Annotated in this window: 17 protein-coding genes; 14 read left to right on the top strand and 3 right to left on the bottom strand. The window is 69.0% G+C overall.

Annotated features, from left to right (window positions below; translation table 11 throughout):
• Positions 1-108: 108 nt before the first annotated feature.
• The 6 genes from A4U64_RS25870 to A4U64_RS25845 are packed head-to-tail and all read left to right on the top strand — an operon-like array spanning position 109 to position 2,904.
• Positions 109-306 (top strand): (2Fe-2S)-binding protein, encoded by a 198-nt coding sequence (locus tag A4U64_RS25870; RefSeq protein ID WP_006944063.1) that lies wholly within the window; start codon positions 109-111, stop codon positions 304-306.
• Between the two features lie 45 nt (positions 307-351).
• The gene (gene bfr / locus A4U64_RS25865) at positions 352-828 is read left to right on the top strand and encodes a bacterioferritin (protein ID WP_006944064.1); all 477 of its coding nucleotides are present in this window, start codon (positions 352-354) and stop codon (positions 826-828) included.
• Positions 825-1,289: a carboxymuconolactone decarboxylase family protein gene (locus tag A4U64_RS25860; RefSeq protein WP_006944065.1), complete on the top strand. Its 465-nt coding sequence runs from the start codon at positions 825-827 to the stop codon at positions 1,287-1,289. Before bfr ends, A4U64_RS25860 begins: the two co-directional genes overlap by 4 nt.
• Positions 1,290-1,334: 45 nt before the next feature.
• Positions 1,335-1,796 (top strand): MarR family winged helix-turn-helix transcriptional regulator, encoded by a 462-nt coding sequence (locus A4U64_RS25855; RefSeq protein ID WP_065923324.1) that lies wholly within the window; start codon positions 1,335-1,337, stop codon positions 1,794-1,796.
• 17 nt (positions 1,797-1,813) lie between these two features.
• Entirely contained in the window at positions 1,814-2,104 is a 291-nt protein-coding gene (locus A4U64_RS25850; RefSeq protein ID WP_006944067.1) for a GNAT family N-acetyltransferase, read from the top strand.
• Between the two features lie 17 nt (positions 2,105-2,121).
• Positions 2,122-2,904 carry a putative protein N(5)-glutamine methyltransferase gene (locus A4U64_RS25845; protein ID WP_065923323.1) on the top strand — a complete coding sequence of 261 codons (783 nt, stop codon included), beginning with the start codon at positions 2,122-2,124 and terminating at the stop codon, positions 2,902-2,904.
• 10 nt (positions 2,905-2,914) lie between these two features.
• Here the strand turns inward: A4U64_RS25845 and A4U64_RS25840 are convergent, their stop codons facing one another.
• On the bottom strand, positions 2,915-3,436 hold the full coding sequence (locus A4U64_RS25840) for a CGNR zinc finger domain-containing protein (protein WP_006944073.1): 522 nt from the start codon (positions 3,434-3,436) through the stop codon (positions 2,915-2,917).
• A 26-nt stretch (positions 3,437-3,462) separates the two neighbouring features.
• On the opposite strand from A4U64_RS25840, the gene A4U64_RS28350 reads away from it, so the two are divergent.
• The 7 genes from A4U64_RS28350 (at position 3,463) to A4U64_RS29130 (ending at position 9,080) form a co-directional block, all read left to right on the top strand.
• Positions 3,463-3,633, top strand: coding sequence for a hypothetical protein (locus A4U64_RS28350; RefSeq protein ID WP_155951819.1), 171 nt, complete (start codon positions 3,463-3,465; stop codon positions 3,631-3,633).
• A 32-nt stretch (positions 3,634-3,665) separates the two neighbouring features.
• Positions 3,666-4,187, top strand: coding sequence for a J-domain-containing protein (locus A4U64_RS25835; protein ID WP_006944077.1), 522 nt, complete (start codon positions 3,666-3,668; stop codon positions 4,185-4,187).
• 264 nt (positions 4,188-4,451) lie between these two features.
• Positions 4,452-5,360, top strand: coding sequence for a polyphosphate polymerase domain-containing protein (locus tag A4U64_RS25830; protein WP_006944080.1), 909 nt, complete (start codon positions 4,452-4,454; stop codon positions 5,358-5,360).
• Positions 5,361-5,429: 69 nt separating this feature from the next.
• Positions 5,430-6,107, top strand: a complete 678-nt coding sequence (locus tag A4U64_RS25825; protein WP_029546624.1) for a DUF4956 domain-containing protein — start codon at positions 5,430-5,432, stop codon at positions 6,105-6,107.
• Entirely contained in the window at positions 6,107-7,669 is a 1,563-nt protein-coding gene (locus A4U64_RS25820) for a CotH kinase family protein (protein ID WP_232334136.1), read from the top strand. The genes A4U64_RS25825 and A4U64_RS25820 overlap by 1 nt, the downstream gene beginning before the upstream one ends.
• Positions 7,670-7,904: 235 nt before the next feature.
• Positions 7,905-8,486 carry an AAA family ATPase gene (locus tag A4U64_RS25815; RefSeq protein ID WP_065923322.1) on the top strand — a complete coding sequence of 194 codons (582 nt, stop codon included), beginning with the start codon at positions 7,905-7,907 and terminating at the stop codon, positions 8,484-8,486.
• 180 nt (positions 8,487-8,666) lie between these two features.
• Positions 8,667-9,080 (top strand): sigma factor-like helix-turn-helix DNA-binding protein, encoded by a 414-nt coding sequence (locus tag A4U64_RS29130; protein WP_081637049.1) that lies wholly within the window; start codon positions 8,667-8,669, stop codon positions 9,078-9,080.
• Here the strand turns inward: A4U64_RS29130 and A4U64_RS25810 are convergent.
• Positions 8,998-10,632, bottom strand: a complete 1,635-nt coding sequence (locus A4U64_RS25810; RefSeq protein WP_065923321.1) for an MDR family MFS transporter — start codon at positions 10,630-10,632, stop codon at positions 8,998-9,000. The two genes, A4U64_RS29130 and A4U64_RS25810, sit on opposite strands and share 83 nt — an antisense overlap.
• The gene (locus A4U64_RS25805; RefSeq protein ID WP_050036107.1) at positions 10,629-11,243 is read right to left on the bottom strand and encodes a TetR family transcriptional regulator; all 615 of its coding nucleotides are present in this window, start codon (positions 11,241-11,243) and stop codon (positions 10,629-10,631) included. Before A4U64_RS25805 ends, A4U64_RS25810 begins: the two co-directional genes overlap by 4 nt.
• 171 nt (positions 11,244-11,414) lie before the next feature.
• Between A4U64_RS25805 and A4U64_RS25800 the strand changes: the two genes are divergently transcribed.
• Positions 11,415-12,590, top strand: a complete 1,176-nt coding sequence (locus A4U64_RS25800) for an ATP-binding protein (RefSeq protein WP_006944092.1) — start codon at positions 11,415-11,417, stop codon at positions 12,588-12,590.
• Positions 12,591-12,593: the final 3 nt, after the last annotated feature.

Raw genomic sequence — 12,593 nt, 5'->3', positions numbered from 1 at the left:
CACTTACCCGGGGCGCCCGAGGCCGGATTGTGACTACGCTCACAGGTAAGCCACACCTCATTGAGGTAAGGTTTGGTGAACCTAAGTAGTACGTCCAGGAGGGTCTCGATGATCGTCTGCAGCTGCCACGCTCTCTCGCACCGGCACATCGAGGCCCACATCGCTGCCGGGGCGCGCTGCACCCGCGAGATCGGCGCGGCCTGCCGCGCCGGCACCGACTGCGGACGGTGCGTCCGAAATATCTCGGCGATCGTTCGCGCATCCCGCGAGCGGGATGAGAGGATCGAACTCGAGACCGCCGTCTAGACCCCTACCCGGCGGTCGATCCGCGTTCGGTCCCCGGGAGGCGCCATGAAGGGCGACAAGAAGGTCATCGAGTACCTCAACGAGCAGCTCACCGCCGAGCTCACGGCGATCAACCAGTATTTCCTGCACTCGAAGATGCAGGACAACAACGGCTGGACCAAGCTCGCCGCGCACACCCGCGCCGAATCCTTCGAGGAGATGCGGCACGCCGAAACCCTCACCGACCGGATCCTGTTCCTCGAGGGCCTGCCCAACTACCAGCGGCTCGGCACGCTGCGGCTCGGCGAGACGGTCAAGGAGATGTTCGAGGCCGACCTGCAGGTCGAGATCGAGGCCCGCGACCGCCTCCGCAAGGGCTCCGAGTACATGCGCTCGGTCAGCGACATCACCTCGGCCCGCATCTTCGAGGAGATCCTCGCGAACGAGGAAGAGCACATCGACTACCTGGAGACCCAGCTGGGCCTGCTCGAGCAGCTCGGCGAAGCCCTCTACATCTCCGTGCACGTATCGCCGCCGGAGTGAGCGAGGCGCGCGTCCCGATCGACAAGCAGACCCGCCCGGTGTACCGGGCGCAGATCGAGGTAGCCAAAGCGATCCGCCAGGCCACGGCCGACGCCGGACTCGAGCGTCGGCTCGTGGAGCTGGTGAACGTACGCGTCTCCCAGATGAACGGCTGCGCCTACTGCCTGGACGTGCACGTCCGGGACGCCCTGCGCGAGGGCGAGACCACCCAGCGGCTCGCGGTGCTGCGGGCCTGGCGGGAGACGGACCTGTTCACCGAGCAGGAGCAGGCCGCTCTCGCCCTCGCCGAGTCGATCACCACGCTGCCCGACAGTCACCTGCAGGACCGGGACTACGACTTCGCGCGCGCCCGGCTCACCGAGGACGAACTCTCCGCGATCGCGTGGGTTGCCGTGGCGATGAACGCGTTCAACCGGATCTCCATCGTCAGCCGGCACCCGGTACGTCCCCCGCAACAGTGACGGCCGAATTGATTTCCTGAGCAACCACCCGGTTATTCTCGACGGATGACGAAGACCCGGTGGCTCAGCGACGACGAGCAGCGCACCTGGCGCGCCTACCTCGACAGCACCCGGCTGCTGATGAGCGCCCTGGACAAGCAGCTCACCCAGGACTCCGGGATGTCCCTCACCGACTACGAACTGCTGGTCGCCCTCTCGGAGGCCCCCGGCCGGCGGCTGCGCATGCGCGCCCTCGCCGACGCCGTCGTCACGACCCGCAGCGGCGTCACCCGCGCGATCAACCGCCTCGTCGACGCCGGCTGGGTGCAACGCGTCGAATGCGACGAGGACAAGCGCGGCATGCTGGCCGAACTCACCGAGGCCGGCGCCGCGAAGCTGGCCCAGGCCAGCCCCGGACACGTCGAGGCCGTACGCTCCTACGTGTTCGACCTGCTCAGCCCTCAGGACGTGACCCGCTTCGGTAACACGTACACCGCGATGCGCGCGCACCTGCTCGACAACACCTGAACAGCCGGAGGAATGCCATGAGCGACCCGTCCGTCGTCGCCGTCCACAATCCGCAGCAACAGCGCTACGAACTGCGCGACGGCGACACCGTCGTCGGCTACACCCAGTACCACCCCGACGGCGACGTTCAACTCGTGTTCGACCACACCGAGGTCGACCGCGCCTACTCGGGCCAGGGCCTGTCGAGCACGCTGGTGCGGTTCGCGCTCGACGACGTACGTGCCCGCGGCAAGCGGGTGGTGGCCATCTGCCCGTTCGTCGACGGCTTCATCGACAAGCACCCCGAATACAAGGATCTCGCCGACTGAGACCGGGACACGGCCGCATGCCGACTCCGCCGGATCCCTCCGCCGTCGCGGCCACCCTGCGGCGCGCGGGTTGCGTGTTCGCGGAGGAGGAGGCGCGGCTGCTCGTCGAGGCCGCCGGCACGCCCGGCGAGCTCGCCGGCATGGTGGACCGGCGCGCCGCCGGCGAGCCGCTCGAGCACATCCTCGGCTGGACCGAGTTCCACGGCCTGCGCATCCTCCTGGACCCCCGGGTGTTCGTGCCGCGCCGGCGCAGCGAGTTCCTCGTCGATCGCGCCGTCGCTCTCGCCCTGCCCGGCGCCGTCGTCGTCGACCTGTGCTGCGGCTCGGGGGCCCTGGGTGCCGCGGTGGCGACGGCCGTTGCCGGGGTGGACCTGCATGCGACGGACCTCGATCCCGCCGCGGTTCGGTGCGCGGGCCGCAACGTCGCCGCGCTCGGCGGCCGGGTGTACGAGGGCGACCTCTACGACCCGCTCCCCGAGGTGCTGCGCGGGCGCGTCCATCTCCTGCTCGCGAACGTGCCGTACGTACCGACCGCGGACCTGGCGCTGCTGCCCGCCGAGGCCCGGGACCACGAGGACCGCATCGCCCTCGACGGGGGCGCCGACGGCCTCGACGTGCTGCGGCGGGTGGCCGCGACGGCCGGGCGATGGCTGGCACCGGGCGGGCACCTGCTGGTCGAATCGAGCGAGCGGCAGGCCGCCGGGATCGCCGAGTGCTTCGCCCGCAGCGGGCTGATCCCGCAGGTGGTACACAGCGACGACGCGTTCGCGACCGTCGTCGTCGGCACCGCTCCGCGCTGATCGTCCGGGCTCACCCGACGTGCGCGGCCCGGTGCCGGCGCACGGCGTCGCGGTTCGCGCACCGCGGCGAGCAGTACCGCTGCCGCCCGTTGCGGGAGGTGTCCGCGTAGACGTGGTCGCACTCGTCGAGGGCGCAGCGGCCGAGGCGGTGCATGCCCCGGCCCACCAGGTGCAGGGCCGTTCCCACGGAGACGAGGGCCTCGACGACACCGGCGAGGGAATGCTGGTCGTCCCGGTAGTGCAGGTGCCAGCCGTCGCCGGCGTGGTTCGTCATGCGCGGGTACGCCGATGCGGCGGCAAGCATCTCGTTGACCAGCGCGGCGCGCTCGGCGTCCCCGGTCGCGTCGACGACGCGGCACCAGCGTCCGAGCATCGCGCCGACGCCGAGCAGGTCGTCGGCACCGACCGGGAAGTCGATCACCAGGCCCGCCTCGACGCAGCGCTGCACCAGCGCGTCGACGGTCACGGGCGGGTCGTTCACCAGATCCGCGGCGAGCCGCACGGCATACTCGCCGTAAGGGTTGAGATGCACAATGCCATTACATCACGCTGGGTGGCATGCAGACATCCCATCGCCACCACTGGACCGAGGTCTCCCGCCACCCGACGAGCGAAGGCGTGGTGCGCTACCAGCGCTGCGCGTGCGGCCGCTGGCACATGGTCGCGACGCCCCTCGTCGCCGATCCGATCGGCGTGTCGGCGACGGTCCCGGTCACCCCGCGACCGTGAAACCCGGCGCCCCGCGGAGGACAATCGCCTCCATGACCGAGCGCAAGCGGCCGGACATCACCTTCGAGTCGTGGATCGAACGTCAGATCCGCGTCGCGCAGGAGCGGGGCGACTTCGACAACCTCAGGGGAGCCGGCAAACCCATCCCGCATCGCAGCGACGACGAGCTGTGGTGGGTGAAGGACTATCTGCGCCGGGAAGGACTGTCGACCGAGGCGTTGCTGCCGCCCCCGCTGCAACTGCGCAAGGAGATCGAGCGGTTGCGCAGCACCGTGCTCGACGTGCCCTCCGAGCCGGCGGTGCGGCAGATCGTCCGGGAGCTGAACCGGCGGATCGTGGACTGCCTGCGCGCACCGAGCGGCCCCCTGGTCCCCATCCACAGGGTCGACCCGGAGGAGGTGGTCCGGCAGTGGGCCGCGGACCGGGCGGAGCTGCGGTCGAAACGCGCCGAGCGGGCCGCGGCAGCGGCCGCCGTGCTGCGCGAGTATGCCCCCGAGCCGCCGCGTCGGCGCTGGTGGCACCGAGTCCTGGGAATCCGGTCCGCCGGAACCTGAGGCGCAGAGCGGCGACGAGTTCGCTCCCCCGAATCCGCACGACCGCACAGCCGCGCGGTCCACAGCCGTCCGCGACCACCATTCGCTGATTGTCGGGGCGTTCGTCGGTTCGTGTCGCGGAGACGAAAGTGCCGTCCCGCTCGGCGTACCCGTTGCCAGCAGACTGCCAGGAACGTCCCAAGGTTCCTCGAGCGTCACCGGCTGTACTGGTGTCGTTCGCATCGCGTTCACCGCACAGCGGTTCGCCGACGAGAGGCCGGTTCCATGGGAGTGTTCGACCGATTCCGCACGTCCTCCGCGAAGGGTACGCACCGGGCGGAGGACGTCCCCACCGCACCGACCGGCTACCAGCAGACCGCCGGCAGGCTGCACGCCTTCAACCGCTACGAGATCAAATACTTCGTCGACGAGATGAAGGTCCCCGAACTGCGGCGGGAACTCGCGGCGCGGATGGACACCGATCCGTATTCGCCCCACGGCGGGTACCCGGTCACCTCGCTCTACTACGACACGCCGGACCTGCGGTTCTACTGGGAGAAGATCGAGGGCCTGCGGTTCCGGCGCAAGCTGCGGATGCGCCTGTACGGCAACCCTTCCGAATGCACCGACGACACGCCGGTGCACATCGAGATCAAGCAGCGCGTCAACCGCGTCACCCAGAAACGGCGCATCGCAGTGCCGTACGGGAACGCGCGACGCTGGCTCGACGGACGGCAGGAGATCGACTGCGAACCCTCGCAACGCCCGTTCGCCCACGAGGTGACGACGCTGATCGGCAACCTCGACCTGCGGCCGATCGTGACCACCGGCTACCTGCGGGAGGCGTTCGTCGGCCGCGAGGCCGACCTCGGCCTGCGAGTGACGATCGACCACAAGGTGCACGGCCGCGACCGCGACTTCCACTTCGCCTCGGGAGCACAGAACCGGTTCGTCGTCCCGCCGAGGCTGGCGATCGTCGAACTGAAGGCCAACGAACGCGTTCCGTACTGGGCGACCGATCTGACCGCCCGGCTGGACATGTCGGTCGTCCGCGTCTCGAAGTACTGCCAGTCCGTCGAGGCGTTCGGCCTCGCTCCGCGCTCCCGGATGGGCGCCCCCGAACTCGTTCTGCCGCAAGGCTTCGACGACCGTGTGCCGACCGGTCTCTTCGAGACCTCGACGATGGCGCGCTGACCGCCGCACCGTCTGCCCGCGTCCCCCGCACGGGCGCCGTTCCCGTCCCTACACCGAACCAGGACCATCATGAATTTCGACCTGCAAGACCTCAGCGGGACGTTCACGACGTTCGACATCATCGTGTCGCTGTCGCTGTCGTTCGTGCTCGCCTCGATCATCGGCTGGGTCTACCGCCACACCCACAGGAACGTCTCCTACAGCCAGTCCTACGTGCAGACCCTCGTGCTGGTCGGCATGGTGATCTCGCTGATCATGCTGGTCGTCGGCTCCAACATCGCCCGCGCGTTCGCACTCGTCGGCGCCCTGTCGGTGGTTCGATTCCGCAACGCCATCAAGGAAACTCGCGATGTAGGCTTCATCTTCCTGGTGATGGCCGTCGGCATGACGACCGGCACCCGCTTCTACCTGCTGGCGATCGCCGCGACGATCGCGATCTGCCTGGTGCTGCTGATCATGAACAAGTTCAGCTGGTTCAAGCTCGACGTCCAGCGTCAGGTCGTGAAGGTGCAGGTGCCGCCGGAGCAGGAGTACAACGCGCTGGTCGAGGACGTGCTCATCCGGTACTGCTCCGAGTTCGAACTGGTCTCCACCGAATCCGTTCGCTCCGGTGCGCTGACCGAGCTGTACTACACCGCGCAGCTGAAGAAGGGCACGAAGCCGAACGAGCTGATCTCGGCCCTGAGTGCGGTCAACACCGGCCAGCGGGTGACCGTCCTGACCGGATACGACCAGACGGACATCTGATGGACGACACACCCACCGCCGGGCAGTCGCCGCCGCGGCGCCGGCTCCGGCACCGGGTCCCGACGTCGCTGCGCCGGCACTGGAAACTCCTGGCTGTGTTCGTCGTGTTCGTGACGATCCTGGCGACCGTGTTCGGGGCGACCCGCATCCGCCCGTACATCACCGGCGACCCGACGATCATCGCCTCGGAGATCACCGACAACATCACCGGCACGGTGGACCTGTTCGACGCCTCGGTCCCGCACGAACTGTCGGTCGAGATCACCGACGCGGAATACGACGAGATGATCACCGCCTTCCAGAGCACCGGCGAGAAGAAGTGGGTCACCGCCGATGTCACCATCGACGGCACGCTGATCACCGACGTCTCGGTGCGGTTGAAGGGCAACTCCACCCTCATGGGCGTGCGCGGCGAGGACGCCGGGCCCGGCGGCGAGGGCTTCGAGCCCCCGGAGGGGATGGAGCTGCCCGACGGATTCGATCCGGCGGCCATGGGCGGCCCGGGCGGCATGTCGCAGGCGTCCGAGGACGATCCGACGTCGCTGCCGCTGCTCATCAGCTTCGACGAGAACGCCGGCGGCCGCGCCTACCAGGGCATGACCGAAATCTCGGTGCGCCCCGGCTCGCCCGTGCTCAACGAGGCGATGGCCCTGTCGCTGACCGCGGAGACCGGGCAGCCGACGCAGCGCTACGCGTACACGGTCTATTCGGTCAACGACAGCGCCACCACCACGCGCCTGCTGCTCGAACACCCCGACGACACGTATGCGAACTCCCTGTTCGACTCCGACGGCTACCTGTACAAGGCGGACGCGTCGTCGCGGTTCGAGTACATCGGCGACGACCAGTCGGACTACGCCGACCAGTTCGAGCAGATCAATGCGGTCGGGACGGGGAACCTGCAGCCGGTCGTCAGCTTCCTGAAGTGGCTGGACTCGGCGAGCGACGAGGAGTTCGGCGCACACCTGTCGGAGTGGGTAGACGTGGACTCGTTCGCGCGGTACGTCGCCACGCAGAACCTGCTCGTCAACGGTGACGACATGAGCGGGCCGGGCCAGAACTACTACCTCTGGTACGACCTGCAGACGGGCAAGCTCTCCGTCGTGTCCTGGGACCTGAACCTGGCCATGCAAGGCGATGCCACCACCGGCCCGCACGACACCGTCTCGATGGCACCCGGCGCAATGGGCGGCCCCGGGCAGGGCGAGGCCGGCACCGCGGCGGCCGATCCCGGCACCATGCCCCAGCCGCGTGGGATGCCGCCTCCGGGCGCAGCTGCACCGCAGGGCGGGCAGGGGGCAGGCCGAGTGCAGTCCGGCAACAGCCTGAAGACACGGTTCCTCGAATCCGACGCCTTCACCCAGGTCTACGAGGACGCCTACCGGGACCTCCACGAACAGATGTACGGCAGCGGACGCGCCCTCGAGGTGCTCGACACCCTGGTCTCGACCGTCCCTGTCAGCGACGCGCTCCCGGCCGCTTCCCTCCAGTCGAGCGCGGACTCGATGCGGTCCTGGATCGAACAGCGCACCGCTGCGCTCGCGGAGCTGCGTGACAGCTGAGCTGCGTGACAGTCGACCGGACGAGGCGCGAGCGCCGGGCCGCGAGGTGCGGCCCGGTTTCACAGCCGGACCTCAGGAAGGACTCAGCGTCGGCCCAGTCCCTGCCGGCATCCTGGAGACGGCAGAATCGATCACGAATCTGCCCGCAGGGAAAGGAATCGTCATAACCACCTCAGTTCCGACGGTCCCCCACCCGGGACACCCGTCCGGGCGCGACACCGGTGCCGTCTTCCTGATGACCGGTGGCGTTCCCGGAGCGGGTAAGAGCACCCTGCTTCGCCGGATCGAGCACGACATCCCGGGTCTGACCGTTCTCGATCCGGAGCGCCGGGCCGAACGCCTCGCCGCCGCGCTTCCGCCGGGCCTGCCGTATCGCTGGTATCGGCCACTGGTCCATCTCATGCACACCCTCGACGTGGTGCGCACCCTCCTGGCCGGACCGCACCGGAGCGAAGGGCCTGTGGCCGTTCACGACACCGCCACGCGCAGGCGCCGACGCGACTGGACGGCCCGCCTGGCGCGGCGACGAGGCTGGACGCCGGTGCTGGTCTTCCTCGACGTGCCCCGCGATGTCGCGCGGGCCGGACAGCACTCTCGCGGGCGCGTGATGAACGAGTCGTCGTTCGCGCGGCACTGGCATCGGTGGACGGCTCTGCGACCGCACCTCACCCGCGAGGACGACGCCCCGGCCGGGGGTCCGTGGGACCACGTCGTCGTCACCACTCGCGACGATGCGAAGAGCCGGGTGTTCGGATTGCTGACGCAGGACGGGACGGACCGCTGCGCACTCGGCGGCGGATCCCCGTGCGCGCAGTGACGATCTCCGGTACGCAGTGACGATCTCCGGCACCGCAGTGGCATCGGCACCTCGGTGACCGGTGTCCCCGACACGTGTCGGGTTCACCGAAGGCGCACTTCCCAGCAGATCCACGGCTCACTCCCATGGACGCCCGAGGGTCGTCCGGTTGTGTGGGTGCGTGAACGGACGCGATGCGTCATGCCCCAGCAAGGAAGGCACGACTCGATGACAACTCCCACCCAGGCCGTCGATACCGCCGCCGCACGCGGGAATCGGCCGGACTCCGTATGCGAGAGGGACGGTCCGGAGCTGCGCGTGCTGCGCTGCGAGCGGCAGCACGTCGACGCGCTGCTCTCGACGCTCACCCGCAGGCAACGCGAAATCCTGCGCCTGCGGGTGGTCGAGGGGTTGTCTGTGGAGGAGTCCGCCGCCGTCCTGCGGACGACGCCCGGCGCCGTTCGTGTGGGTCAGCATCGCGCGTTGTCCCGCCTTCGGGCGGCGCTGGCCGACCCCGCGCGCATGGGCGCCGTCACGGGGCCGGGCGACTCCCGGCCTCGGCCTCGGCGGGGTGCGGTCGCGCGCCTGCCGCGTGCGTCAGCTGTTCCTCCGTGACCGCCTCACCGCGGGCGACCATGCCCGCCTCGTGCGACAGCGGGATCTGCCGCAGGAAGCACGCGATGACGAAGGCCACCAACAGGAATGGGATCAGGTACCAGAACACCGGTGCGAGGGAGTCGGCGTAGGCGTCGACCACGCCGGTGCGCACGGAGTCCGGCAGCTGGTTCAGGGCCGCGGGATCGAGCGTCGCCGTCGCCTGGCCGGCCTGCTCCGGGGAGGCCCCGGCTCCGGTGAACACGGCGGTGAGCTGCTCGGCCAGCCGGTTGGTGAAGATCGTGCCGAAGACCGCCACGCCGAGGGACGCGCCCACCTCCCGGAAGTAGTTGTTGGTGCTGGTCGCGGTCCCGATCTCGTTGGGCGGCACGGCGTTCTGCACCACGAGAACGACCACCTGCATGATCAGACCCAGGCCGAGGCCGAGGGTGAACAGCATCGTGCAGATCAGCCACAGCGGCGTGCTGCCTTCGAGGGTGGTCAGCCACAACATCGCGGCGGCCGTGACGAGGGCACCGGCGATGGGATACGCCTTGTAGTGACCGGTTTTCGTGATTGCGATGCCGGAGGCGATCGAGGTGGCCATCAGGCCGGCCATCATCGGGATCATCAGAAGGCCGGAGACCGCGGCCGAGGTGCCGGACGACATCTGCAGGAACGTCGGCATGAAGGCCAGCGCCGCGAACATGCCGAGGCCCACGGTGAAGCCGATCGCGGTGGCGTTGACGAAGATCGGATTGCGGAACAGCGACAGCGGGATGATCGGATCCTCGGCGCGGGACTCGACGAGGACGAAAAGGCTTGCCGCGACGAGCACTCCGACGGCGAGCGCGAGGGTCAGCGGATCCGTCCAGCCCCGGTCGCCACCGAAGTCCGTGAACAGGATCAGGCACGTGGTGGCGGCCGAGAGGGTGAGCACGCCGAGGAAGTCGACCTTCTTCTCGGGCCGCTTCGTGGGCAGCGTGAGGGTGCACCAGGCGATCGCGAAGGCGAGCACGCCGACGGGCAGGTTGATGTAGAAGGCCCAGTGCCAGGTCAGGTGGTCGACGAAGAAGCCGCCGAGCAGGGGGCCGGCGACGGCGGCCACACCGAAGACCGCACCGAGCGGACCCAGGTACTTGCCACGCTGGTCGGCCGGGACGATGTCGGCGATGATGGCCTGGGAGAGGATCATCAGGCCGCCGCCGCCGAGGCCCTGCATCGCGCGGAAGATCACGAACCACCAGAAGTCGGTGGCGAAGGCACAGCCGGCGGAGGCGAGGGTGAACACCGCGATGGCGACGAGGAAGAGGGTGCGGCGGCCGAACACGTCGCCGAACTTTCCGTAGATCGGCATCACGATGGTGGTCGCCAGCAGGTAGGCGGTGGTGATCCAGGCCTGGTGCTCGACGCCGCCGAGCTGCCCGACGATGGTCGGCATCGCGGTGGAGACGATGGTCTGGTCGAGGCTCGACAGCAGCATGCCGGCGATCAGCGCGGAGAAGATGAGCCAGATCCGGCGCTGCGTGAGCACCAACGGTGGTGCCGCGGGCCGGGACGACGTTGCGGTCACGGGTTTCCTGCCGTTTCGATGGGGTCGAGCCGCTGTCCGAACAGTCGCCGGACGATGTCGAGGTTGCGGAGCAGCAGCTCCGCGAAGGGTCGATCGGTGTCGTCGCCGAAGAACTCGTCGGCGGTGTGCCGGGTGATGTCGGCGAGCGCGTAGACGACGGTCCGCGGCAGCGGATCGTCGGGAGGCAGGTTCTCTCTCCGGGCGACGACCTCGGCGAACCGCCGGAGCTGGGCCTCGCCGTTGTGCAGGATGCGGGGCAGTAGCTGCGGCTCGCGGTGGATGATGTCGTGGTACTGCTTCGCGTGCTCGCGGGTGAAGTCGGTGCGCCCGATCTGGGCGAGGATCACCGCGACGAGGTCCTGGAGCAGCGTGGGGGAGATGCCGTCCCCGTCGTGCCGCCCGGCGGCCACGAAGGCGTCCTCCTCCTCGGGGGTCAGGCTGAGCGGGGGCTCGCCGAGGACCGCGTCCTCCTTGGACGGGAAGTAGTTGAAGAAGGTGCGCCGGGAGATCTCCACCCGCTCGCAGAGTTCCTCCACGGTGAACCCGGCAAGACCATGTCGGGCGGTGAGCGCGCGCGCCTCGCCGACGAGTGCGGCTCTGGTGCGCTCCATCCGGCGGTTCCGCCGCCCGGACGGAGTTGTTGCACTTTCATCCATAGAGTGCATGATTGCACCATTGTCCCGAGAGTGCAAAGAAGCCTGGTGTCTGCGGGCGACTATGGGACGTTATGGTCATTTATGGAGAACTTCAGATAGAACTCCATAAGTCTCTATACTCGCCCCATGGACCTCGAGCTCAATCCGTTCAAGCCCGGCTCCGGACTCCGGCCGCCGGCGCTCGAGGGGCGCGACGAGCAGATCGGGGCGTTCGAACTCCTGGTCGCCCGCAGCAAACGGCAGAACTACGACCGTGGCCCGATCCTGTCGGGACTGCGCGGGGTCGGGAAGACGACCCTGCTCAACACCCTCGTCGAGCACGCCGACCGGCAGGGATGGCTCACCATCGCCATCGAGGCCCGCCCCAGCGAGGCCGGCACCACCGCGGTCCGCGCCAAGCTCTCCCAGGAGCTGACGGTCGGACTGCGCCGCTACAGCCGCAAGCACCGGATCCAGCACGCGATCGACCCGCTCATCGACCTCGCCCGCGGCTTCTCCCTCGACCTCGGCCTCGGCCCGGCGACCGCAAGCTTCTCCCTCGACCAGCGTCCGGCAGCCAGTGGCGACATCGATCTCGACCTCGAGGAACTCGTCGAAGCGATCACCGCCGAACTGCGGCCCAGATCCAGCGCATTCGGGTTGTTCATCGACGAGATGCAGGACCTCGACTCCGATCTGCTGTCGGCGCTGCTCGCCGTCCAGCACCGGGCGAGCCAGCGCGAATGGCCGTTCTTCCTCATCGGCGCCGGACTACCCAATCTTCCCGCGGTGCTGGCCGGCAACCGCTCGTACGCGGAGCGACAGTTCCTCTACAGCACCATCGGCCCCCTCACCCCGGCGGCCGCAGCCGACGCCCTGCGCATCCCGGTACGCCGTCAGGGCGGGGACTTCACCGACGACGCGCTCGCCGTGCTCGTCCAAGCCAGCGGCGGTTACCCGTACTTCCTCCAGGAGTACGGGAAGGCGATCTGGAACATCGCTCCGCACAGCCCCTTTCAGCTCGAGGATGCCGAACTCGCCGTCGAGGTGGGCCGGCGTCACCTCGACGAGGGATTCTTCCCGTCCCGCTGGAACCGGGCGACCGACCGCGAGCGCCGTTACCTCACCGCGCTCGCCGCCACCGGCGAGGAGACCCCGCGGTCCGGGAAGGTCGCCCAGCTGATGGGCTCGACCGCCACCGGTGTCAGCGACGTCCGCAACTCGGCCATCCGCAAGGGCCTGATCTGGGCACCGGAGCACGGTCGCATCGCCTTCACCGTCCCGGGCATGGCCGACTTCATCCGCCGTCAACCGGCGGAGTAGCCG

Source organism: Rhodococcus sp. WB1 (genome assembly GCF_001700945.1).
Taxonomy (GTDB): Bacteria; Actinomycetota; Actinomycetes; order Mycobacteriales; family Mycobacteriaceae; genus Rhodococcus; species Rhodococcus aetherivorans.
This window is presented reverse-complemented; position numbering and strand designations above follow the sequence as displayed.

Bases quoted from the DNA above. Each gene is read 5' to 3' on its own strand.
- A4U64_RS25870 (WP_006944063.1), top strand. From the start codon at position 109: ATGATCGTCTGCAGCTGCCACGCTCTCTCGCACCGGCACATCGAGGCC.
- bfr (WP_006944064.1), top strand. From the start codon at position 352: ATGAAGGGCGACAAGAAGGTCATCGAGTACCTCAACGAGCAGCTCACC.
- A4U64_RS25855 (WP_065923324.1), top strand. From the start codon at position 1,335: ATGACGAAGACCCGGTGGCTCAGCGACGACGAGCAGCGCACCTGGCGC.
- A4U64_RS25850 (WP_006944067.1), top strand. From the start codon at position 1,814: ATGAGCGACCCGTCCGTCGTCGCCGTCCACAATCCGCAGCAACAGCGC.
- A4U64_RS25845 (WP_065923323.1), top strand. From the start codon at position 2,122: ATGCCGACTCCGCCGGATCCCTCCGCCGTCGCGGCCACCCTGCGGCGC.
- A4U64_RS28350 (WP_155951819.1), top strand. From the start codon at position 3,463: ATGCAGACATCCCATCGCCACCACTGGACCGAGGTCTCCCGCCACCCG.
- A4U64_RS25835 (WP_006944077.1), top strand. From the start codon at position 3,666: ATGACCGAGCGCAAGCGGCCGGACATCACCTTCGAGTCGTGGATCGAA.
- A4U64_RS25830 (WP_006944080.1), top strand. From the start codon at position 4,452: ATGGGAGTGTTCGACCGATTCCGCACGTCCTCCGCGAAGGGTACGCAC.
- A4U64_RS25825 (WP_029546624.1), top strand. From the start codon at position 5,430: ATGAATTTCGACCTGCAAGACCTCAGCGGGACGTTCACGACGTTCGAC.
- A4U64_RS25820 (WP_232334136.1), top strand. From the start codon at position 6,107: ATGGACGACACACCCACCGCCGGGCAGTCGCCGCCGCGGCGCCGGCTC.
- A4U64_RS25815 (WP_065923322.1), top strand. From the start codon at position 7,905: ATGACCGGTGGCGTTCCCGGAGCGGGTAAGAGCACCCTGCTTCGCCGG.
- A4U64_RS29130 (WP_081637049.1), top strand. From the start codon at position 8,667: ATGCCCCAGCAAGGAAGGCACGACTCGATGACAACTCCCACCCAGGCC.
- A4U64_RS25805 (WP_050036107.1), bottom strand. From the start codon at position 11,243: ATGGAGCGCACCAGAGCCGCACTCGTCGGCGAGGCGCGCGCGCTCACC.
- A4U64_RS25800 (WP_006944092.1), top strand. From the start codon at position 11,415: ATGGACCTCGAGCTCAATCCGTTCAAGCCCGGCTCCGGACTCCGGCCG.